The organism is Nocardia sp. NPDC101769, assembly GCF_044766925.1.
In the GTDB taxonomy this organism is placed as follows: Bacteria; Actinomycetota; Actinomycetes; order Mycobacteriales; family Mycobacteriaceae; genus Nocardia.
The window spans coordinates 127,754-149,391 of the sequence record NZ_JBIWMX010000022.1 but is presented as its reverse complement, the minus strand read 5'-3'; the positions used below and the strand labels follow the sequence as shown (position 1 = coordinate 149,391).

21 protein-coding genes are annotated in these 21,638 nt (G+C 67.9%); 8 read left to right on the top strand and 13 right to left on the bottom strand.

Annotation, left to right across the window (positions count from 1 at the left end):
- Window positions 1-167 precede the first annotated feature (167 nt).
- Window positions 168-557 carry an alpha/beta hydrolase gene (locus tag ACIRRA_RS29820; RefSeq protein WP_402774832.1) on the top strand — a complete coding sequence of 130 codons (390 nt, stop codon included), beginning with the start codon at window positions 168-170 and terminating at the stop codon, window positions 555-557.
- On the opposite strand, the gene dnaB is transcribed toward ACIRRA_RS29820, so the two are convergent.
- From dnaB to rpsF, 5 genes are all read right to left on the bottom strand, one after another.
- On the bottom strand, window positions 554-3,196 hold the full coding sequence (gene dnaB / locus ACIRRA_RS29815) for a replicative DNA helicase (RefSeq protein ID WP_402774828.1): 2,643 nt from the start codon (window positions 3,194-3,196) through the stop codon (window positions 554-556). The two genes, ACIRRA_RS29820 and dnaB, sit on opposite strands and share 4 nt — an antisense overlap.
- A 627-nt stretch (window positions 3,197-3,823) precedes the next feature.
- Window positions 3,824-4,279 carry a 50S ribosomal protein L9 gene (gene rplI / locus ACIRRA_RS29810; RefSeq protein ID WP_354841000.1) on the bottom strand — a complete coding sequence of 152 codons (456 nt, stop codon included), beginning with the start codon at window positions 4,277-4,279 and terminating at the stop codon, window positions 3,824-3,826.
- Window positions 4,280-4,296: 17 nt separating this feature from the next.
- Window positions 4,297-4,566 (bottom strand): 30S ribosomal protein S18, encoded by a 270-nt coding sequence (gene rpsR / locus ACIRRA_RS29805; RefSeq protein ID WP_040814320.1) that lies wholly within the window; start codon window positions 4,564-4,566, stop codon window positions 4,297-4,299.
- 64 nt (window positions 4,567-4,630) lie between these two features.
- A complete protein-coding gene (locus ACIRRA_RS29800) occupies window positions 4,631-5,182 on the bottom strand; it encodes a single-stranded DNA-binding protein (protein ID WP_356996014.1) in 552 nt (183 codons plus the stop codon).
- Between the two features lie 134 nt (window positions 5,183-5,316).
- Complete coding sequence (gene rpsF, locus ACIRRA_RS29795; RefSeq protein WP_083869414.1) at window positions 5,317-5,607, bottom strand: 30S ribosomal protein S6; 291 nt, start codon at window positions 5,605-5,607, stop codon at window positions 5,317-5,319.
- A gap of 246 nt (window positions 5,608-5,853) precedes the next feature.
- On the opposite strand from rpsF, the gene ACIRRA_RS29790 reads away from it, so the two are divergent.
- A complete protein-coding gene (locus ACIRRA_RS29790) occupies window positions 5,854-7,266 on the top strand; it encodes a glycosyltransferase family 87 protein (protein WP_402774822.1) in 1,413 nt (470 codons plus the stop codon).
- On the opposite strand, the gene ACIRRA_RS29785 is transcribed toward ACIRRA_RS29790, so the two are convergent.
- On the bottom strand, window positions 7,168-7,728 hold the full coding sequence (locus tag ACIRRA_RS29785; protein WP_402774819.1) for a CGNR zinc finger domain-containing protein: 561 nt from the start codon (window positions 7,726-7,728) through the stop codon (window positions 7,168-7,170). The two genes, ACIRRA_RS29790 and ACIRRA_RS29785, sit on opposite strands and share 99 nt — an antisense overlap.
- Before the next feature lie 84 nt (window positions 7,729-7,812).
- Between ACIRRA_RS29785 and ACIRRA_RS29780 the strand changes: the two genes are divergently transcribed.
- Both ACIRRA_RS29780 and ACIRRA_RS29775 read left to right on the top strand, forming a co-directional pair.
- Entirely contained in the window at window positions 7,813-8,739 is a 927-nt protein-coding gene (locus ACIRRA_RS29780) for a DMT family transporter (protein ID WP_402774816.1), read from the top strand.
- 102 nt (window positions 8,740-8,841) lie between these two features.
- Window positions 8,842-9,804: a DUF389 domain-containing protein gene (locus tag ACIRRA_RS29775; RefSeq protein ID WP_402774813.1), complete on the top strand. Its 963-nt coding sequence runs from the start codon at window positions 8,842-8,844 to the stop codon at window positions 9,802-9,804.
- Window positions 9,805-9,870: 66 nt separating this feature from the next.
- On the opposite strand, the gene ACIRRA_RS29770 is transcribed toward ACIRRA_RS29775, so the two are convergent.
- Both ACIRRA_RS29770 and ACIRRA_RS29765 read right to left on the bottom strand, forming a co-directional pair.
- On the bottom strand, window positions 9,871-10,995 hold the full coding sequence (locus ACIRRA_RS29770; protein ID WP_402774810.1) for a DUF475 domain-containing protein: 1,125 nt from the start codon (window positions 10,993-10,995) through the stop codon (window positions 9,871-9,873).
- A gap of 138 nt (window positions 10,996-11,133) precedes the next feature.
- On the bottom strand, window positions 11,134-11,709 hold the full coding sequence (locus ACIRRA_RS29765; RefSeq protein ID WP_402774808.1) for a TerD family protein: 576 nt from the start codon (window positions 11,707-11,709) through the stop codon (window positions 11,134-11,136).
- Between the two features lie 213 nt (window positions 11,710-11,922).
- Between ACIRRA_RS29765 and ACIRRA_RS29760 the strand changes: the two genes are divergently transcribed.
- From ACIRRA_RS29760 to ACIRRA_RS29745, 4 genes are read left to right on the top strand one after another with little or no spacing between them, the layout of a single operon-like run.
- Window positions 11,923-13,125, top strand: coding sequence for a hypothetical protein (locus ACIRRA_RS29760; RefSeq protein WP_402774805.1), 1,203 nt, complete (start codon window positions 11,923-11,925; stop codon window positions 13,123-13,125).
- Between the two features lie 40 nt (window positions 13,126-13,165).
- Window positions 13,166-14,377 (top strand): HpcH/HpaI aldolase/citrate lyase family protein, encoded by a 1,212-nt coding sequence (locus ACIRRA_RS29755; protein ID WP_402774903.1) that lies wholly within the window; start codon window positions 13,166-13,168, stop codon window positions 14,375-14,377.
- A complete protein-coding gene (locus ACIRRA_RS29750; RefSeq protein ID WP_402774802.1) occupies window positions 14,374-16,827 on the top strand; it encodes a phosphoribosyltransferase in 2,454 nt (817 codons plus the stop codon). The genes ACIRRA_RS29755 and ACIRRA_RS29750 overlap by 4 nt, the downstream gene beginning before the upstream one ends.
- Before the next feature lie 18 nt (window positions 16,828-16,845).
- Window positions 16,846-17,649: an HAD family hydrolase gene (locus ACIRRA_RS29745; protein WP_402774901.1), complete on the top strand. Its 804-nt coding sequence runs from the start codon at window positions 16,846-16,848 to the stop codon at window positions 17,647-17,649.
- On the opposite strand, the gene ACIRRA_RS29740 is transcribed toward ACIRRA_RS29745, so the two are convergent.
- The 5 genes from ACIRRA_RS29740 to ACIRRA_RS29720 form a co-directional block, all read right to left on the bottom strand.
- The gene (locus tag ACIRRA_RS29740) at window positions 17,650-18,408 is read right to left on the bottom strand and encodes an isocitrate lyase/phosphoenolpyruvate mutase family protein (protein WP_402774898.1); all 759 of its coding nucleotides are present in this window, start codon (window positions 18,406-18,408) and stop codon (window positions 17,650-17,652) included.
- Complete coding sequence (locus ACIRRA_RS29735; protein WP_402774799.1) at window positions 18,389-19,135, bottom strand: HPr family phosphocarrier protein; 747 nt, start codon at window positions 19,133-19,135, stop codon at window positions 18,389-18,391. The genes ACIRRA_RS29740 and ACIRRA_RS29735 overlap by 20 nt, the downstream gene beginning before the upstream one ends.
- The gene (gene dhaL / locus ACIRRA_RS29730; RefSeq protein ID WP_402774896.1) at window positions 19,132-19,749 is read right to left on the bottom strand and encodes a dihydroxyacetone kinase subunit DhaL; all 618 of its coding nucleotides are present in this window, start codon (window positions 19,747-19,749) and stop codon (window positions 19,132-19,134) included. Before dhaL ends, ACIRRA_RS29735 begins: the two co-directional genes overlap by 4 nt.
- Complete coding sequence (gene dhaK, locus ACIRRA_RS29725) at window positions 19,749-20,750, bottom strand: dihydroxyacetone kinase subunit DhaK (RefSeq protein WP_402774796.1); 1,002 nt, start codon at window positions 20,748-20,750, stop codon at window positions 19,749-19,751. The genes dhaL and dhaK overlap by 1 nt, the downstream gene beginning before the upstream one ends.
- An 80-nt stretch (window positions 20,751-20,830) precedes the next feature.
- Window positions 20,831-21,571 (bottom strand): hypothetical protein, encoded by a 741-nt coding sequence (locus tag ACIRRA_RS29720; RefSeq protein ID WP_402774793.1) that lies wholly within the window; start codon window positions 21,569-21,571, stop codon window positions 20,831-20,833.
- Window positions 21,572-21,638 lie beyond the last annotated feature (67 nt).

Below are 21,638 nucleotides of genomic sequence, written 5' to 3'. Positions count from 1 at the left end.
TCCCTGCCCTCGCCCATGGCTGATCCCTGCCGTAATCCATTGGACTGCAACAGATTAGAGGCGCATACCGAATGCAGGGTGGTGGTAAAGATGGTGCCACTGGTACATGAAGACTGATCAGGGGCACTTTTTTCAACTCGGGGCGATCTCCGGCCCTGGCATCAGATGTGAGACCGTATCTTGCTCGGCATGACGGGGGCACCGTCTCGACCATCCTCGACGAGGTCGTGCTGGTCGCCCACAGCGCGGGTTTTCTCACCCTCGTGCACTGGGCGCAGCAACCCAGCCGCCCGATTCGCGCCGCAATGCTCGTCACACCACCGAATTTCGAAAACCCGCCCGCAGAGAATCCGCGGATCCGGCAGCTCGCCTGGTCGGCCCGGCGCGCCATGCGCAGGCCACCGCACCCGACGCGGGAGCGTCTCGTTAGGCGGGACGCGACCCCCTGGCGCAGCGGCGGAGTGGAATCTGTCTCAAAATGGTGGCCAATTGGCCATCGAGTGGCCAATCATTTTGAGATTTGGCCACGCATTTTGAGACCCTACACGGGTGGCTAGCCTCGGGCCATATCGACGAAGCGGCTCAAATGCAGCTGGTGCGCAACGGTAATCGTTGCGGTAGGGCCGTTTCGGTGTTTGCCGAGAATGAGATCCGCTTCACCGCCGCGAGGGTCATCGCGTTCGAATGCATCGGGGCGATGCAACAAGATAACCATATCCGCGTCCTGTTCCAGCGAGCCCGATTCGCGAAGGTCGGAGACCATGGGGCGCTTATCGGTTCGCTGTTCCGGACCACGGTTCAGCTGTGAAATCGCGATGACCGGAACTTCGAGTTCCTTGGCCAGCAGTTTGAGGCTTCGCGAGAATTCCGAGACTTCTTGCTGGCGGGATTCGACCTTCTTGCCGGAGGTCATCAGCTGAAGGTAGTCCACCACCACAAGGCGTAGGTCGTGGCGTTGTTTGAGCCGTCGGGCTTTTGCCCGAATTTCCATCATCGTCAGGTTCGGCGAATCATCGACGAACAGTGGCGCTTCGCTGATCTCGCTCATGCGGCGGGCGAGTTTGGTCCAGTCGTCGTCGCTCATGCGGCCCGAACGCATATCGCCCAGTTTGATTTTCGCTTCCGCGGATAGGAGGCGCATGACGATTTCCGTGCGGCTCATTTCCAGGGAGAAGATGACGCTGGCCAGACCATGCTTGATGGAGCAGCTGCGCATGAAATCCATTCCCAGCGTGGAATTGTGGGTGGGGATCATGGAGCGGCCGGCAAGGTACAGATGGTCGGAGTTCGCCACTTCTACGCAGCGGACCGGGACCGATGGGATCGGGCGGACGTCGACGATGAAGCGGGAGCCGCAACGGGCCGTGTCGGTCGCGCCGCGACGCAGCTTGTGCAGCAGCTCTTTCCGGCTCAGCCCGAAGACCTCGTCCTCGGTGGCGAAGGTCAGCGTGTAAGCGGTCGAGGTCGCCTCGGTGCGGCCTCGGACTCGCTTGGTCGACAGTTGGCAGCGGTAGCCGAGGCTCACGATCAGCTCTTCGGTGTCCCGGGCCAGCTGCGGGTTGGTCACCGAGAACTGGACAGACCCGCCATTGGTGACGTTGCCGTCGGTATCGAGCAAGCCGGCCAGCAGGGCCCGTCGTTGTGCCTCGGAAGCGCGTAGGTAGTCGAGGGGGATGTGCTTGTCGCCGAGCACACCGAGGGCGCGCAGGCGAGCCTGCACACTGCCGATCGCATTACGGCAGGACGGGCACAGGCGGAGCCCGATGGACGGGCCGCCACATTGCGGGCAGGTCGGGGCGGGTACCGGATCCGAGACGAAACGAGCCTTGCCGCCGCACGATCGGCCGCACGTGCGGACTTCGCTGGTGAACGGAATGAACTCCGCACCGCAGACAATGCAATCACGCGGCTCGATCGGTGCATCCTCGGGCAGCCGCAGGCTGTATCGCAGCGGCGCGGAATCCGAGTGCGTCGCAAGGATTCCCTCGTTCTCGATCCGATGAATGATCTCGGGATCAGCCGTGGTCAGCTGTGCACACGCAGAACTGCCGTCGCCGAGCCATGCGCCCAGCGTGTACGGGGGTACGAGCAACTCGCGCCCGGGTAATTGCAGTGCCTCGGTGTTCACCACGGAGTGGTTGAGCCGTCGATCCGCGGTCGCGCAGCGCACGGTGGCCGCGATTTCGGCGGTCGTACGGATCTCGGCGAAAGTCTTCTGGTTCCGGTACCGGTTCTGGCCGGTGGCGGCTTGCTGCGCAGACCGGCGCGAGGAGCGGGTCTCGGTGAGCCATTGATGCTGTTCGTCGGCGACTATCACTGTGCCGTCCGAGAATTCGACCTCGTAGCAGGGTCGGCCGGCCATCACCTCGGTGGCGGCCACGATCCGTGTGGCCCGGCCCTGAGCATCGAGCAATTCGTCGCCAACCCGGACCTCACCCATGGTGGTCCAGCCGTCCGGCGTGGGCAGCGGAGTATCGAGAGCAAGTGCCTTTCCGACACCGGGTCGGGCCGCGACGATGATCATCTGGCCTGGGTGGAGGCCGTTGGTGATTTCGTCGAGTTCGGTGAAACCTGTTGGGACGCCGAGGGAGATGCCGCCCCGGGAGGCGATGGAGTCGAGTTCGTCCATCGTGGGCTGGAGGATGTCGGTGAGGGGGGCGAAGTCTTCGCTGGAGCGGCGTTCGGTGACGTCGTAGAGCTCGGCCTGGGCGCGGTCGACGACCTCGGCCACGTCCTGGCCGTCGGCGCCGGCGTAGCCGTACTGGACGATTCGGGTGCCCGCCTCCACCAAGCGGCGCAGGATCGCCTTCTCCGCAACGATTTCGGCGTAGTAGCCGGCATTGGCCGCGGTGGGGACCGTTTGGGTCAGCGTGACGAGATACGGGGCTCCGCCGATGCGCTTGAGCTCGCCTCGGCGGTCGAGGGTGGCCGCCACCGTCACCGGGTCGGCCGGTTCGCCGCGGCCGTAGAGGTCGAGGATGGCGTCGTAGACGGCCGCGTGGGCGGGGCGGTAGAAGTCGCCGGGGCGGATGACCTCCACGACATCGGCGATGGCGTCCTTGGACAGCAGCATGCCGCCCAGGACGGATTGCTCGGCGGCCATGTCGTGGGGTGGCTGACGGCCGAAATCCTCGCCGGGGGCGTCGGGATAGTCGGGCCCGTGATCGTCGTGGCCGCGATCGTCGATGACTGCCATGGGCTCGACCGTCCTCTCTCCTCGCGCCCGGAACGAGTCCATGACCGTTGTACGCCTGCGCACCGACAGGTTCGGTCCACCACGCGGCGCCGCCACGCCGAGTTGTACAGGCGCGGTGGCAAACCCGTGGTGGTGGGCGCTGGATACACGGAGTCGTGTCGTCCGGGCAGTGGTCACGACATCGAATGCGAACCTAGGCGACCGGACGGTGACCCGCCAAACCGAGCTGTGTACACACCTGTGGACAACGTGGGTATTGTTCACCAACTGTTGTGCACCCCCTGTGGAAAACTTGGGGACAACAGTCGATGTGGTCAATCAATGCGCTGGTAGTGGCCGAATTCGCATTGTGTGTAATTGTGGATCAATTCGGTGCGGCGTGTCGCTGGACGGTAACGTCCGGGCGTGTTGGGTGAACGAACGATCTCACGTCTGTGACCTGTCGCACAACGAGAATGGTTGGTTTGCTGGGCAATCCACAACTCGGGCGAACACCGCGAATTCTGCATACCGACACCTCGCCCCGGTACACCTGACACGCAATAAGCAAATATTCGGCAAACAGAAGAATCGAACAAAGAAAATCGGAGGCCGCCCCACAGCTGAGGCGACCTCCGACAAACCGAATTACTCGGCGGCAGTGACCTGCAGGTCGACCTTGGCGATCACATCCGGGTGCAGGTGCACCACGACACCGTGCTTACCGGTGCTCTTGATGTGGGCCTTCGGCAGCTCGATGCTGCGCTTGTCGACGACCGGGCCACCGGCGGCCTTGATGGCCGCGGCGACATCGGCGGCGGTGACCGAACCGAAGAGCTTGCCGGTGCCGGCGGTCTTGACCGCGAGCGACACGCCGGTCAGGCCCTCGATGGCCTGCTTCAGCTCGTTGGCGTGGTCCAGGTCGCGCACGCGGCGGGCATCCTGCGCCCGGCGAATGCCCTCGACCTGCTTCTGCGCGCCACGGGTGGCGACAATCGCCAGGCCGCGCGGCAGCAGGAAGTTGCGGCCGTAGCCGTCCTTGACCTCCACGGTGTCGCCGGGCGCACCGAGGTTGTCGACATCAGCGGTGAGGATGAGCTTCATTGCTGTGTCTTCCTTTCTCAGCGGGCGGTGGACACGTAAGGCAGCAGAGCGACCTCACGCGAGTTCTTCACGGCGACAGCGATATCGCGCTGGTGCTGTACGCAGTTGCCGGTCACCCGGCGAGCGCGGATCTTGCCACGATCGGACACGTACTTGCGCAGCAGCGCGGTGTCCTTGTAGTCGATCTTGGCGCCGGCCGTGTTGTTCTTCTTGCCAGCCTTGTCTTCCTTGCAGAAGGTGCAAGCCTTCTTCTTCAGCACCTTTTCGCGTGCCGGTGCTTTGGCCATGGTCTTTCAACTCCGTAATTTCGGGAACCCAGCCGTCGGGGCGGATTCCGGGGAAAGCCGTTGTCTAGAACGGCGGTTCGTCGTCCATCGCGCCGCCCCCGAAGGAGCCGGCCGCGGGGGCACTGCCCCATGGGTCGTCGCCGGCGCTCTGGCCGCCACGACCCCCACCACTGCCACCACCGGAGAAGCCGCCGCCTTGCTGGCCGCCGCCCTGTCCGCCACCGCCGAAGCCGCCGCCACCACCGCCACGGGTGGTCTTGTTGACTTTCGCGGTCGCGTACCGCAGGGAGGGACCCACCTCGTCGACCTCGAGTTCGACGACCGTGCGCTTCTCACCCTCGCGGGTTTCGTAGGAGCGCTGCTTGAGCCGTCCGCTCACGATCACTCGCGAGCCACGGGTCAGACTCTCGGCCACATTCTCCGCAGCTTCACGCCAGATGTTGCAGCGCAGGAAAAGCGCTTCGCCGTCTTTCCATTCATTGGTATTACGGTCGAACACACGGGGAGTCGACGCGACGGTGAAGTTCGCGACGGCCGCTCCCGCGGGCGTGAATCGAAGCTCGGGGTCAGCCGTCAGATTGCCGATGACGGTGATGACCGTGTCGCCTTGGGCCATGGTTCCTCCTGCTTTCCGGTGCAGTCCGCAATGCGCTCGCCCGTGCACGCCCGATCGTGGGCTCGGTGCACGGTTTGCCAGTCAGCCTAGAGATAGGCACCGACGGTTACGAGCGACGTTGCGGGAGGACTGGACTACTTCTTGTCGAGGCGCAGCACCTTGGTGCGCAGCACCGACTCGTTCAGGCCCAGCTGGCGATCGAGTTCGCTGACGGTCTCGGACTTGGCGGTCAGCGTGACGACCGCGTAGATGCCCTCGGCCTGCTTGGCGATCTCGTAGGCGAGACGACGGCGGCCCCAGATGTCGACGTTGTCGACCTTGCCGCCCTCGGCACCGACAACACCCAACATGTTGTTCAGGTTCGGGCCGACGGTGCGCTCGTCCATTTGCGGATCGAGAATAACCATCACTTCATAATGACGCACGGACCTCATCACCTCCTGTGGACTGTGAACGGCCCACGGACTGTCCGTGGGCAGGAGGGTTCGTTGCGTCAGCAACCCGACAAGGCTACATGAGGGAACGTGGCGCCCCGCGCCGGGGTATCGAGGCTCTCGCTCGCGTGTTCACGCCGGTGGCGGCCGGGCGATAGATAGGCATGGCGTGCGAAATCGGGCCGATCCCGAGCTTGAACACGCGGACACGCCGAAGAGAGACCTATGGTGGTGCGCATGCCGAACCGACCCGTCGCCAGCGCAGCGGTCGCTCGCCGCGAGGCGGGCCGGTCGATGATCGCGGTCACGTCGACGCTGGTGTGCGGGATCACCTTGCTGATCGCGTATGTGAACAAGGCGCGGTGTGCCGGCGGGCCGTTCGAGGAGTCGGGTCGCAGCGCCATTTTCGATGCCATCAAGGACTCGAATGTCTGCTATTCCGATATTCAGTACCTATGGCTGGGCCGTGGCATCGATGAGCATGTCTTTCCGTATATAACCGGCGGCATCACACCCGATGGCCAGTTGACCGGCGGCGCGGTCGAGTATCCGGTGCTGAGCGGTCTGCTCATGTGGATCGGCGGCATCGGCGCGCACACCGATGCGGATTTCCTGCTGCACTCGGCGCTGTTGCTGGCTCCGTTCGCGCTGCTCACCGCATATCTGCTGGCCCGGATGGCGGGTCCGGCGGCGCTGCTGTGGGCGGCCGGTCCGCCCCTGGTGCTCTACGCCTTCCACAATTGGGAACTGCCGGTGGTGGCCACCGCGGTGGCCGCGTTCTATGTGATGACCGTGCTGACGCGATATTCCCTGCGGGACCGGGCGATAGCCGCGGCGGTATTCCTGGCGATCGGCTTCTGTTTCAAGCTGTATCCCGGAATCTTCGTGCTGCCCTTGCTGATCTACGTGCTGCTCGGTGAAAACCCGCTGCGGAAGCGGCGATTCGATGTGCGCGGTGCGCTCATGGTGGCCGGTACCGCTGTCGGCACGGTGGTCGCGATCAATCTGCCGTTCGCGCTGGCGGGTTATGACGGCTGGCGTGCATCGATCACCTTCCAGCAGTTACGTCAGGCCGATATCACCACGAATTCCATCTGGTACTGGGGTTTACGTCCGTTGTTCGCCCAGACCAGCGAGGGCGAGTCGACGTTCCAGGGCGTGGTGTCGGCGGCCTCGCCGCTGCTGGTGCTGGCGTCCTTCGTGCTGGCCTGCTGGCTGGGCTGGCGACGGTATCAGCTGGCGGGGGTGTATCCGTGGATCGGTGTCAGCGGCGCCATGCTCTGTGGATTCCTCTTGTTCCACAAGGTGCATTCGCCGCAGTACACGCTGTGGCTGATCCCGTTCCTGGTGCTGCTGGAGGTGCCGTGGAGTCTGACCGTCACCTACCTGATGGCGGATGCCTGCATCGGGATCGGCGTCTTCCGCTACTTCTATGCTCTGGGTGCCGGCCATGCTGCCGGATTCGAGCAGAACATCGTGCAGATCGGGGTGTGGGGCCGGGCCGCGCTGCTGGTGGTGTTCTTCTTCCTGTTCGTGACGGCGCGGGCGCGGTCAGCCGGCCGGCTCGGTGTTCCGGGCGCGGAACGCCTTGCTCTTGGCCCGGTTTCCGCAGACGGCCATATCGCACCAGCGGCGCGAACCGCCGCGTGAGGTGTCGATATAGAGGCGGGTGCAGGCGTCTCGCCCGCATTCCTTGATGCGGTCCCGGTCGGGGCTGCCGAGCAGTTCGATGGCGGAGCGTGCGACGGCCGCGAGCGCGGAATCGAGTGTCCCGCTGCGGTGCACGCTGCCGTCGGCGCGCAGGGTGAGCTCGGGCGGGCTGTCGTGAGCGTGCCGGTTGACGAGTCGCCGGTCGGCATCGGCGGCGGGTTCGCCGTCGAGGGTGGCCAGCATCAGCCGCCAGGTGGCCTCGCGTAGTTTCACGGCCCGGGTGAGGGCGCCGGTGCAGTCCGGCTCGGTGTCGAGGATGCCTGCCGCCGTTATCCATTCGGCGAGTTCGTCGTCGCTGGTGAGCAGGTCGATGAAGGTGGTGCGTCGTTCCTGAGCCGTACCGATGAAGTTCAGCGCGAGATTGCCGCTGATGAACAGGTGCGGGTCGGCGAAGGTGGACATGTCTTCATGGTAACCCCCTTGACAGGTTATGCAAGGAGGTGTCACGGTATAACCACCTGAACCGGTTAGCGGCGTGGAGGAATCATGGACAACCGGCTTTTCGAAGTGGCGGGCCCGCCGGCCCTCATCCTCATGTGGAGCAGCGCCTTCATCGCCGGCATCATCGGGGTGGGCGCGGCGCCGCCCATGCTGGTGCTGTTCGCCCGCTTCGGCATCGCCGGCCTGCTGCTCATCGCGTATGCCCTACTGGCGCGGGCGGTCTGGCCGCGCGGCAAGGTCCTCGCGCACACGCTGGTGGCGGGCCTGCTCATGCAGATGGTGCAGTTCGGGGCCTTCTACACCGCCATGCACGAGCACGTCACCGCCGCCGTCATCTCCCTGGTGCAGGGTCTGAGCCCGGTGGTGATCGCCGTATTCGCCGGTGGCCTGGGCGAATCCGTGAGCGCCCGGCAGTGGCTGGGCTTCGGGGTCGGCGGTCTGGGTGTGGGCCTGGCGGTGGTCGATCAGTCCAGCTTCTCGCTGGTGGGCCTGCTGCTGTGCGTGGTCGGCCTGCTCGGCCTCAGCCTCGGCACCGTGTACCAGAAGCGCTTCACCCCCGCGATCGATCCGCGGGCCGGCACTGCCCTGCACGTGGCGGTCAGCGCGCCCTTCGCGGGCGCAATGGCCGTGGCGGGCGGCGACTTCCACATCGCGGACCCGGCTCGCTTCGCCGGATCCATGGTCTGGATGGTGCTGGTGAATTCCATGGGTGCGTTCCTGTTGCTGAACACCATGCTGCAGCGCTGGGACACCACCCGTGTCGGCCGCTTCTTCTTCGCCATCCCGGCGGTGACCGCGGTGATGGCCTGGCTGGTCATCGATCAGCCGTTGCGCCCATTGACGGTTGCGGGCCTGGGCGTGGGACTGATCGGCATGGTCCTGGCCTCCCGTCGCGCCGCGCCGAATTCCACCCCGGCCGAGCCCGAGGCTGCCCGCCGACGCTTCTCGCTGCCGCAGCCCGCGCGGGTGTGATCGCCGCGACCGGCCGGGGTGTCATGGCGCGAATTCCATGACACCCCGGCGGTTTCGCGTTTCCGGTACCTGCCCGCCCCCTCCGCGCGGCAGACTGTGCGCATGCTGCACCTGCGGATACTCTCCCCCACCGCCATGACCGGCGAGGTCCTCGAGGTCCTCGAGACCGATGACGCGGTGACCGGGCTGGTCGCCTTCCGTGGTGTGGCGCTGCGCCCGCCCGGCGACCTGATCACCGCGCAGATCGCCCGCGAGGCCGCCAACGACCTGGTGCAGAAGCTGCGCGATCTGCGGGTGCACCAGGAGGGCAGTATCGAGATCGAGCAGGTGGGAACCTGGTTGTCGCGCAGCGGCTTCGAGGCCGAGGTGCGCATGCCGGGCAGCAGTGCCGACGCGGTGGTGTGGGCGGAGGTGGCGCAGCGGGCGTACGACGACACCGAGCTGAACTGGACCTATCTCAGCTTCCTCACGATGGCCACCGTCATCGCCGGCATCGCCATCATCACCGACTCGCAGATCCTGACCGTCGGCGCGATGGTGCTCGGCCCCGAGTTCGGCCCCATCGCCGCGCTCGGGGTCGCGCTGGTGCGTCGGCGTTTCGTACTGCTGGGGCTGGCCCTGCGCACCTTGGTGATCGGTTTCGTGGCGGCCATCGGCATCACCATCCTGCTGGCGCTCGTCGCCCGCGCGCTGGGCTGGCTCACGCTGGCCCAGGTGACCGGTCCCCGTCCGGCCACCGGTTTCATCTACACGCCCGACAAGTGGTCGTTCATCATCGCGGTGGTGGCCGGTGCGGCGGGGGTACTGTCCATCACCTCCGCGAAGTCGGTGGGCCTGGCGGGTGTGTTCATCTCGGTGACCACGGTGCCCGCGGCGGGCAATATCGCCCTCGGCGTGGCTGTCGCCGACGGCGGGACGGTGTGGGGCAGTACGGCGCAGCTGCTGGTGAACATCGCCGGGATGGCGTTCGCGGGCTGGCTGACCCTGGCGTTGCAGCAGCAGCTGTGGTCACGCGTCTCGGTGCGGCGCGCCAAGCACATGTCCGCGCCGCGCCGCATGCTGTGAATCCCTCCTCGTGACCGGAAAGCCCGCCACACGCTCTGGTGTGGCGGGCTTTCCGGTTTCGGTGGATCAGCCGACGGTGGTGGGGTTCGCCAGGCCCGCGGGTTCATCGTCGTCCTCGTCGGACTCGGCCGTCTCACGCCGGTTGCGGGTCACGCTGGTGATGAACGCCGCTCCGATGAAGGCCACGCCGACCAGGCCGCTGATCACCTCGTTGACGTGGACGCCGATGGTGATGAGCAGGATGATCGCCAGCGCGCCGATGGCCCAGAACGCGCCGTGCTCGAGGTACACGTATTCCGAGAGTGTGCCCTTGCGCACCAGGTAGACGGTGATGGATCGGACGAACATGGCGCCGATCAGGCCCAGGCCCAGAGCGATCAGGATCGGGTCGGAGGTGATGGCGAAAGCGCCGATCACGCCGTCGAAGGAGAACGAGGCGTCGAGCACTTCCAGATACAGGAACAGGAAGAACCCCGCCTTGCCGGTCGCCTTGACGATGGCCGAGGGTCCGGCGGCGGTCTGTTCGTCGGCGTGTTCCTCGGCATGGAACAGGGAGCCGAGCCCGTCGACCAGGATGTAGGTCATCACGCCGAGGATGCCGGCCAGTAGCACGGTGGACCGGTCGTCGTCGGCCGCGATGAATTCCGCCGCGATGACAATGGCGCCCAGGCTGAGCACCACCGCGAGCATGTCGAGTTTGCCGAGCTTGACCAGCGGGCGTTCGATCCAGCCCAGCCAGGTGACCTCGCGCTCCTCGAGGATGAAGTCGAAGAACAGCAACAGCAGGAACGCGCCGCCGAAGGCCGCGATCTGCGGGTGCGCGTCGGTGAGCAGCTTCTCGTAGGAGGGGCTGCCGTCGGCGAAGGTGAGCGCTCCGTCGGCGGGCGGGTTCATGGCCAGATCGAAGGTGCGAACCGGGTTGAGGCCCGCGGTGATCCACACGATGGCCAGCGGAAACACCAGGCGCATACCGAAAACCGCGATGACGACGCCGACGGTGAGGAAGATCCGCTGCCAGAACTCGCTCATCCCCTGCAGAACGCTGGCGTTGATCACAGCGTTGTCGAAGGACAGCGAGACCTCGAGGACGCCGAGGATGGCACACAGCAGCAGTGCCGTGGGACCGCCGTATACCAGGGCCGCGAGCAGCGACAGTGCGGTGACGATGATGGACAGGCCGAATATTCGCACCGCAGCTGGCCTTTCGTTGTGCCGGGTTCGGGGACTGGAGCGGGCGGGCACACGAAGAGGGCTCGTGCGACCGAGCCCTCTTCGGGTCGCTACCTATTCGATTCAGACATCGACTTCGATTCAGACATCGACTTCGATTCAGACATTGACGCCGAAGTCGCGAGCGATGCCCGCGAGGCCGGACGCGTAGCCCTGGCCGATCGCGCGGAACTTCCACTCACCATTGTTGCGGTAGAGCTCGCCGAACACCATGGCGGTCTCGGTGGACGCGTCCTCGGAGAGGTCGTAACGGGCCAGCTCGGCGCCGTTCGCGCGGTCCACGACCCGGATGTAGGCATTGCGGACCTGGCCGAAGCTATGGCCGCGCGAGTCGGCGTCGTAGATCGACACCGGGAAGAAGATGGACTCGATGGCCGGCGGGGTGTTCGCCAGGTCGATATTGATGACCTCGTCGTCGCCCTCGCCCTCACCGGTCAGGTTGTCGCCGGTGTGCACGATGGTGCCCTCCGGGGACTGCAGGTTGTTGAAGAACACGAAGTGCTTGTCCGACAGCGCCTTCTTCTCCGCGCCGGTCGCGATGGCGCTGGCGTCCAGGTCGAAGTCGGTGCCGGTGGTGGTCCGGACGTCCCAGCCGAGGCCGACGGCCACCTGGGCCAGGTTCGGAGCCTGCTTGGTCAGTGAAACGTTGCCGCCCTTGGACAAACTGACACCCATTGCGGGAATCCTTCCGTTGTAAAGCGTTTGAAGCGTTTCTTGGCCAACCGTGTGTCCTGCTTGTCGGTTTCGCCGCCTCGACAGTAATGGTTTTCCCAAGTCTTGGGTAGGGAATCGTCAACTCTACCACTCGGAAGCAACTATCAGATGACAGGTTTCCACAACGCGTCGTCGTTGTCGCCCCAACGACCGGGTTCTCCTACCATCGGGGGCGTGGCAGGCCGTCGACGCGGATGGTTCCGGGCACCCCGGAACAACGAATGGGTGCAGCAGGCCCGGCAGGTACTGACGACCGCATTCCTGGATATGGACCAGCGGCAGACCATTGCCGAGGCCGCCGTCGCCGCCTCGGCCGCGCTGTTCCCCGCGCGCGGCATGGCCGCGCGCTGGGAACCGGTGCGCGCCGGCTGCTATGACGCCTCCGGCGCCTACCTCGCCCTCAACGACCGCCTGGAACAGGCCGAACGCGAGGACGGCGGCCCCGTCACCCAGCCCGAGATCGACACCGTCATCCGGAGACTCGCCGACGCCGCGCGCGGGGTCGACGAGTTCTACCGGGGCGATCAGCCCCACCTCGAGCACGCGGTCGCGGTGTACGGCTCGGTGCCGCAACTGGTTTCGCAGGTGCATGCGCGGGCGGCACAGCTGCGGCAGGCCGCCGACGCCTCAGCCCACGCCGCCTACCCCTCGATCCGGCAATGCGCGGCAGCCGTGGATGAGGGGGTGCTCACGCTCGAGGCCGCGGTCGCGACCGGCACCGGCGGCGCCACCCGCGACGCCGCCACCCGGCTCGAGACGCTGAACCGCGACCTGTCCACCGCCCTGGAAGCCGCACCCGGCAAACAGCATTCGGCCACCACCGCCCTCGCCTCCGCCGCCACCCGGCTCGACGCCGCCCGCAACCGCCTGGACCGCATCGCTCCGGCCATGTCGGCGCTGCTGCGGGAATTCGCGGCTGCGTCGTCGAACGATTTGGCCAACAATGAGCGACAAGCCCGGGAGGCCGTCGCGGCCGCCGACGCGGATCTGGCCCGCGCCCGGGCCGCCCTGGCCAATCACAACCCGGAGGATGCGCTCGACCTGACCACCGCCGCCCGCACCCACCTCGCCACCGCCGAGGAGCGCGCCGAGACCGTGACCGATCGGCTCGCCCTGCTGCGCGCGGTCCGCGACCAGCCGGCCGAGCGCGCCAAGGCCGTCCGTTTCACACTGCGCGACGCGCAGATGCTCGCGGTCGACAAAGGCGTGGTCCCGCAATGGGGTTCGGTGCTCGACGCCCAGGCCGAACGCCTGGATCGCGCGAGCGCGGGCCTGACCGGACGTCACCCCGACTACTGGGCCTACGTGTCCGAACTCGACGCCATCTCCGCGTTCGTCGCCGGAGTGGTCGAGCGCATGCGAAATACCGACAGATAGACCGAAAGTCAGCAGGAGGACGACCGCGACGATGACCGCGATGATCACCAGCGATCCGGATGTCGCGCCGGTCTCCCTGCGGAAACGCTTCCCGCTGCGGCATTTCCGGCAGGTGCCGGGCCCGGAGCTGCGGCGGCTGTTCCACCGGCTGCCCGAACCCTTCGGCGGCTCCGTCGACCGCCACCTGCTGGCCATGGCGCTGGGCGCGACCCTGTACGTGCCCGCCACGCGGCCCGATCTGACCGCCACCATCCTGCGCCGCGCCGAACGCGGCGTGTGCTCGATGGTCATCGACCTCGAGGACGCGGTCGCCGACCACGCCGTCGAAGCCGGGAAATGGCAGGCCGCCCGGACCGTCGACGAACTGGCCGACAGCGGCGAGGCCTACCCGCTGCTGTTCGTGCGGGTCCGCGACCCGCACAGCATCGGCGAGATCGCCGACCGGATCGGGCCCGGGGCGGCGGCGCTCACCGGCTTCGTGCTGCCCAAATTCGACAGCTCCTGCGCGGCCGACTATCTGCACGAGCTGGGCCTGGCCGCACAGCGCATGGGCCGCACGGTCTTCGGTATGCCGGTGCTGGAATCCCCCGCCCTGGTGCACCGCGAGACCCGCGACCGTGAACTCCGTCGCATCGGCGCGCTACTCGCCGAGCACCGCGAACGGATTCTCGCGGTGCGGATCGGGGCCACGGACATGTGCTCCACCTTCGGGATTCGCCGCGACCGCGACCTCACCATCTACGACGTGCGCGTGGTCGCCGACGTCATCGCCGACATCGTCAACTACCTGGGTCGCACCGACGGCACCGGCTTCACCATCACCGGACCGGTCTGGGAGTACTTCGCCGACCACGCCCGCATGCTCCGGCCACTGCTGCGCACCTCGCCCTTCCCCGAGGTGGACGCCGTCCCCTTCCGGCAGTCGCTGGACAGCCGCGATATGGACGGGTTGCTGCGGGAGATCACCCTGGATCGCGCAAACGGGATCCAGGGCAAGACCGTCATCCACCCCTCCCACGTGGCCGTCGTGCACGCCCTCTCGATCGTCACCCACGAGGAATACGCCGACGCCGTCGACATCCTGAGCACCGCCGCGGGCGGCGTCGCCGCCTCCGAATACCGCAACAAGATGAACGAAATGCGCCCGCATCGCAGCTGGGCGCATCAGATCATGCTGCGCGCCAATGTCTTCGGCGTCGCCAATCAAGGAGTCTCCTTCGTGGACCTGCTCGTGGCCCTGGTCGAATCGTGACCGTGGACCCCGCTCTGCCGTGGGCCACCCGGCACCTCGGCCTCGCCCTCCGCCACACCGATTCGGCACTGCCGGAACCCGATTGGCGCATCGACACGCTCGTCGAACCCGGCCTGCGTCGCAACCCCCGCCGCGCCCACCTGCTGGTCTCCACCGTGCTGGGGAAGCACCTCCCCACCGACCCGCATCGCGTCCTCGACGCGGGCAACCGCCTCGGTGACCTGGTGCGCGAGCTGCTCACGGGAGATGGTGCGCTGCAGCCGAATCGGCCGGTCACCGCCGCGGTGGTGCTGGGCTTCGCCGAAACCGCGACCGGACTCGGCCACACCGTGGCGGCCCGCCTCGGCGCGCGGTGCTACCTGCACTCCACGCGCCGCGACGTGCCCACCGCCGAGACCCTTGCCGGTTTCGAGGAGGGCCACTCGCACGCCACCTCGCACCTGCTGCAGCCGATGCCCGCCTCGATATTCCACAACGACCTGCCCATGGTGCTGGTCGACGACGAGATCTCCACCGGTGCAACCGCTCTGGACGCCATCCGGGCCCTGCACACGCACACTCCCCGCAGCCACTACATCTTGGCGTCGCTGGTGGACATGCGCACGAAGGCCGACCGCCGCGCCTTCGAAACGGCGGCCGCCGAACTCGGCGCCCGCATCGACACCGTCTGTCTGGCCAGCGGCAGCACCCGCCTGCCGGCGGGCCTGATCGATGCCGTCACCGCGCTGCCCGAGCCCGTACTCAACCCGATCTCCGATCGCACCGGCGCCTGCCTGCGCGTCGAACTGCCCTGGCCGCAGCAGGTTCCCGAGGGCGGCCGCCACGGCTTCCTCGACTCGGATGCCATGCCCTTCGACGCGGCGCTCACCCACGCGGTGGCCGAGCTGACCCATGCTCTCGCGACAATGACCGAGGAGATGGACCCTCGGCGCCCGGTGATCGTCATCGCCCACGAGGAACTCATGTACCTGCCGCTGCGTATCGCCGCGGCCCTGGCAGACAGCGGAATCCCCACCCGATACCAGACCACGACGCGCTCCCCCGCCTACGTCCTGGACGAGGCCGGCTACCCGCTGCGCCGCGGATTCCGTTTCACCGCACCCGAACTCGGCGAGGAGAGTCCGCGCTTCCTCTACAACGCGCGCTGGCCGGGCACCCGGACCGCGGCCGACCCGATCCTGCTCGTCATCATCGACTGCCCTGCGGACACCGAAAACCTCACGGCTGCAGGTGGACTCGTCGACATCCTGACCGCGTCGGGTGCAGACGTGCTGCTGGCCGTGCTCCCCGACGCGGACCCACGTGCCCTCGCTGCCGCCCGCTCGAGCCGCGCGCACGAGCTGCCGGAACCGTTGTGTGGGCCGGAGTTCGGGTCGTATGCGCGGGATGAGGTGGCGTGGTTGTTGACCGATCTGTCCGGGGTGGCGCTGGAAGCCGATGTGGCGGAGCGGGAACGGCGGATTCAGGCCGGGGTGGCGCATTACGCGGAATCGCTGCCGGTGGAGTATCAGCCGGACGCGGTGTATCGGGAGTTGTTCGAGCGGGTGCTGGCGGAGAGTGCCGAGCGGCTGGCGCTGGCGGTTGCGACCGTGTCGGAGTTGGTGATCAGCGAGCGGGGTCGCGACGTGGTGCTGGTGTCGCTGGCTCGGGCGGGGACGCCGGTGGGGGTGCTGATGCGGCGCTGGCTGGGGAGCCGGGGGATCGAGGTTCCGCACTACGCGGTGTCCATCGTGCGCGATCGGGGGATCGACGCGATGGCGCTGAATTATCTTGCACGGCACCATGATCCGGCGCAGATCGTGTTCGTGGACGGATGGACCGGCAAAGGCGCGATCACCCGGGAACTGACCGCCGCGCTGGATGCCCATCATGCGACGGGCGGGGCGCGATTCGACCCCGATCTCGCGGTGCTCGCCGATCCGGGCAGCTGCGTGCGGACGTACGGCACCCGCGACGACTTCCTGATCGCCTCGGCCTGCCTGAATTCCACTGTGTCGGGACTTGTTTCGCGCACGGTGCTCAATGCCGGCCTGATCGGGCCGGGACAGTTCCACGGGGCCAAGTTCTATCGCGAGCTCGCGGGCCAGGATGTGTCCGGTCATCTCCTCGACACTGTCAGCGTCTGTTTCGACCGGGTGCGGACGCTGGTGGACGCGCGGGTACGCGACCTGCGAGCCGCCGACCGGAGCCCGACCTGGGCGGGCTGGGAGTCGGTGGAGCGGGTGCGGGCGGCATACGGGATCTCCAGTGTGAATTTCGTGAAACCCGGTGTGGGAGAGACGTCCCGGGTGTTGTTGCGCCGGGTGCCGTGGCGGGTGCTGGTGCGGGATCCGCACGCGGCGGAACACGCCCATATCCGCCTGCTCGCCGCGGCACGCGGCGTGCCGGTCGAGACGGTGCCGGATTTGGCGTATGCCTGTATGGGCTTGATCAAGGAAGCGAAGGGGTAGCCGGTGCGGCAGCACGGGATGATGGTGGCGACGGATCTGGATCGCACGGTGATCTACACGCGGGCGGCCTTCGGGCACGCGGAACCGGACACGGTGTGTGTGGAACACCATGAGGGACAGCCGCTGTCGTACATGACGGTCGTCGCGGCGCAGCGGCTGAGCACGCTGGCGTCGGCGGCGGCCGTGGTTCCGGTCACCACCCGCACCATCGAGCAGTACCACCGGGTCCGGCTGCCCGGCGGGCCCCTGCCCTACGCGGTCACCAGCAATGGCGGCACCATCCTGCGTAACGGGCTCCCCGACCGGCGCTGGCGTTCCGCATTGGACGCGCGGATGCGCGCCGAATGCGCCACCCTGGTCGAGGTGCGCACCGAATTGCGTGCGCGCGTGGACGAATCCTTCGCGCTGCGCCTGCGCGAGGCCGACGACCTTTTCTGCTACCTGGTGGTGGACCCGCAGCGGGTGCCCGCCGGTTTCCTCGCCGACTGGGACGCCTGGTGCCGCCCGCGCGGCTGGACCGTCTCCCAGCAGGGCCGCAAGATCTACACCATGCCCGCGCCGGTCTGTAAGAGCCGCGCGGTGCAGGAGGTGCGCCGCCGCCTGCTCGACGCCGGCGAACTGCATCCCGAGTCGCGCCTGCTGGCCGCGGGCGACGGTGCGCTCGATGCCGAGATGCTGCGCACCGCCGACGTCGCCATCCGGCCCCGCCACGGCGAACTGGAACAGCGGAACTGGAACCATCCGCGCGTGGCCGTCACCGCCGCGTCTGGCATCCGCGCCGCGGAGGAGATCCTCGACTACTTCCTGCGGGTCCGGTCCTGATCAGCGCCAGGCGGCCAGCAGGGTGTTCGCCGCCTCGGTGAGGGCGCGCTGCAGGAACGGGCCGAAACTGACCCGCGCCACGCCGAGTTCGGCGAAGTAGGCGGGCGAACCCTGATCGGGAAGGCCGATGGCATTCACCGGCAGCGGCAGCTCGGCGGTCAGCGTGCGCTGTACATCCGGCTCGTGCCGGCCCACCGGGTACAGCACGTCCGCGCCCGCCTCGGCGGCCAGTCGCAGCCGGGTGAGCGCGCTCTCCAGCCGCTCCTCCGGGGCGCCGGTGTCGGGGCGCAGGAACACGTCGGTGCGGGCATTGATCACCACGTGCACGCCGGTGGCGTCCGCGGCGGCGCGCAGCTCGGCGACCAGGTCGGCATGCTCCTGCGGGGTGCGCAGCCGCCCGCCCTCGCTGTGCACGGAGTCCTCGAGATTGAAGCCGATCGCGCCCGCCTCGAGCAGGCCCTCGATGATCCGGGAAGGCTTCTCGGCGTAGCCGGACTCCAGGTCGACCGACACCGGAATGTCCACGGTGGCGGTGATCTCCCGCACCCGGCCCAGCACCTCGGCGAAGGTCATGCCCTCCTGGTCGGGCTTGCCCATGGAATCGGCGAGCGGGTGGCTACCGATGGTGAGCGCCCCGAATCCGGCGTCCTGCACCAGCTTCGCGGACCAGGAATCCCAGACCGTCGGCAGGATCACCGGATTGCCGGGCTGGTGCAGGGACAGGAACGTCGTGGCTTTGTCAGCGAGGCTGGTCATGATCTCGATTCTCGGCCACGGCGCGAACTTTGGCGACTGCCCGCGCCGCATCGGGTCCGGTTGCGCTGACTTCCAGCCGCTGGCCGGGGAGCACGCCGAGGGTGAGCACCCGGGCCAGGCTGTCGCCCGGGACCGGGCCGGCGCCGGTGGTGGCATTTCGTAGGGCCACCACCGCCTCGACATCGCGCAGCGCCGAGACCAGCTCGGCGGCCGGGCGGGCGTGCAGGCCGTGCTCGTTCGTCACCTCGATGATCTCGGTGATCGCCGAATCATCCACAGGCCGCACAGCTGTGGATGATCGTGGATCGCCGGCCGGACCTGCGCCGGCGGAGTCGCCGAGCTGCGCGCGTTTGGCGGCCAGGGCGTTTCCGGCCTCCCGCGCGACCGCGTCCAGATCGGCGCCACCACCGGCCGCCGCCAGCGCCGACACCAGGCCCTCGATTAGCGGACCGGCCGAAAGCCGCACGGCGACAGGCGATTCGAGCAGGTCCAGCGCGGTCTCGGCGGACAGCACCGCGCTGCCCAGATCCATCAGAACCACGACGCCGTCCCCGGAATCCGCGGCGGTGATCGCCTCGGCGACGGCGACGGCGTCCGTACCCAGTTCGGTGCCGGACAGTCCCGCCGCGATCCGGACGGCCACACCCTGATCGGGCAGCAGTCCGGCGGCCAGCGCCACCGCCGCCTCGGCCAGCGCCCGGCTGTGCGAGACCACCACCAGGCCGATCATCGCAGCGCCCGTGCGGCCGCCCGGACCAGCAGGGCCGCACTGGTGGCACCCGGATCCTGGTGTCCCGCACTGCGTTCACCCAGATACGAGGCCCGCCCCTTGCGCGCGACCAGCGGCGTGGTGGCGTCCCGCCCGGCCTCCGCGGCGGTCGCCGCGGCCTCGAGAGCCTGCTGCGCCGACCCGTCACCCGCCACCTGCTCGTCGAGGGCGTCCGCCGCGGGTCCCAGCGCGTCCACCATGGTCTTGTCGCCGAGCTCGGCCTTGCCGCGCGCGATCACACCATCCAGCCCGGCCCGGAACGCGCGCGCGAAATCGGCTATATCGGAACCACTTTCGATCGCCGCGGCGAAGCGCAGGAAGAACGTCCCGAACAGGGGACCGCTGGCACCGCCGATGGTGCGGATCAACACCAAGGCGGTCTGCTTGCAGACCTCCCCGGGGCTCCCCGGAGTCGAATCATCCAGCGCCGCAACGGCGGCCGCCATGCCACGCTGCATATTCGTGCCGTGATCGGCGTCGCCTATCGCCGCGTCCAGCGCGGTCAGCTCGGTGGCGTTCTCGTCCACCAGCGCCGCGAAATCGCGCACCCACGCGGCCGCGTCCACCGCCGCCATCAGATTCCCCAGCGCAGCGCCGGAGTCCGCACGGGCGCGTCCCACAGCGCCGTCAGTTCCTCGTCGAGCCTGGTCAGCGTGATCGAGCAGCCCGCCATTTCGAGCGAGGTGATGTACGGGCCGACCAACGAGCGCTCGACGTGGATCCCGTGCCCGCGCAGGATCTGCGACACCTCGTCGAACATCACATACAGCTCGATGAGCGGCGTGCCGCCCATCCCGTTGAGGAAGCACAGCACCCGATCACCCTGCGCGAAGGGCAGATCCGCGAGGATCGGCTCCAGCAGCATCTGCGCCACATCCCGCGCCGGGGCCAGCGGCACCCGCACCCGGCCGGGCTCGCCGTGGATGCCGATGCCGATCTCCATCTCGTACTCGCCCAGCTCGAAGGTCGGATGCCCGACCGCCGGGACCGTGCACGAGGTCAGCGCCATACCCATGCTGCGCGACCGCGCGTTCACCGCCTCCGCGATGCGCGCCACCTCCGCCAGCGGCCGGCCCTGTTCGGCGGCCGCGCCCGCCATCTTCTCCAGGATCACCGTCGCACCCACCCCGCGCCGGCCGGCGGTGTACAGGCTGTCCTGCACGGCCACATCGTCGTTCACCACCACCGACCGCACCTCGGTACCGGTCTCGGCGGCCGCCAGCTCGGCGGCCATCTCGAAGTTCATGACGTCGCCGGTGTAGTTCTTCACGATGTGCAGCACGCCCGCACCGGCGTCCACCGCGGCGGTAGCGGCCTGAATCTGATCGGGCACCGGCGAGGTGAAGATCTCCCCCGGACAGGCCGCGTCCAGCATGCCGAGCCCGACGAATCCGCCGTGCAGCGGCTCATGGCCGGAGCCGCCGCCCGAGACCAGGCCCACCTTGCCCGGAACCGGCGCGCCTCCGCGCACCACGATCCGCTGTTCGACATCAACCCGCAGTTCGGGATGCGCCGCGGCCAATCCGGCCAGCGCGGCAGCCACCACCTCGGCCGGATCATTGATGAGCTTCTTCACCGAATTCTCCCCTCGGAAGGCCGGTTCGGTCCCTGCGAGCCAGACTCGCACCGCCGGTGCGGCTTTGGTGGCGATTCCGGCTAGTGCTGTGGTTCGGAGGGCTCCTCCAGCGTGCGAGCCAGCTCGATATCGGTGACCAACTGCACCATCAAATCCCGCAATTCGCAGTCGGGCAGATGCTCGGCCGCGAACGCGAACGGCTCGGACACGTCCAGCCCGCCCCGGGTGGCGGCCAGGATCACCCACGGAATCCCCACCTCGGCCACCCCGAGCCGCTCCCGGATCAGGTCGGTGGTGTCGTCCACCAGTCCGGCCCGGGCGGCCACTGCGGCCGTCATCTCCTCGTCCAATTCGGCGCGGCGGCGCTCCAGCAGCCCGGCATCGGCGCCCGCCTCCTGCACGGGCGTGGTGCGCACCGACCCGTCCTCGTACACCTGGAAGCCCTCGTTCACACAGATGGTGCCCAACTTCACCTCGGCCTCGGCCAGTTCGGGCAGGCTGCGCAGGCAATCCAGCACCGCGTCCAGGGCCGCCACCAGGCGGTCGCGAATATCGCGGCGGCGCACCAGCTCCCGATCGGCGTCCTCGCGCTCGGACAGCACCTGCTCGACCGCGCGGCCGATCTGAAAGGCCATGGCTGTGGATTCGGGGGCCCAGCCGCCGCTGGGGGCGTACTCGCCACGTTTGGGGGTGATGGTGTCCAGGAAGGCGTTCACGGCATCGAGCAGGTCGCGCAGCTGGTCTCGGGACACGGCGGGATGCCGGAAGGCTCGCAGATACTGTTCGTGCGCTTCCGCGGGATCGACCTCACCGTCGCTCACCCAGCCGATACTGCCACGCCGTCCGGGCATCCCCGGACACCACCGCAACCACGGCCCCGGTCCGTGT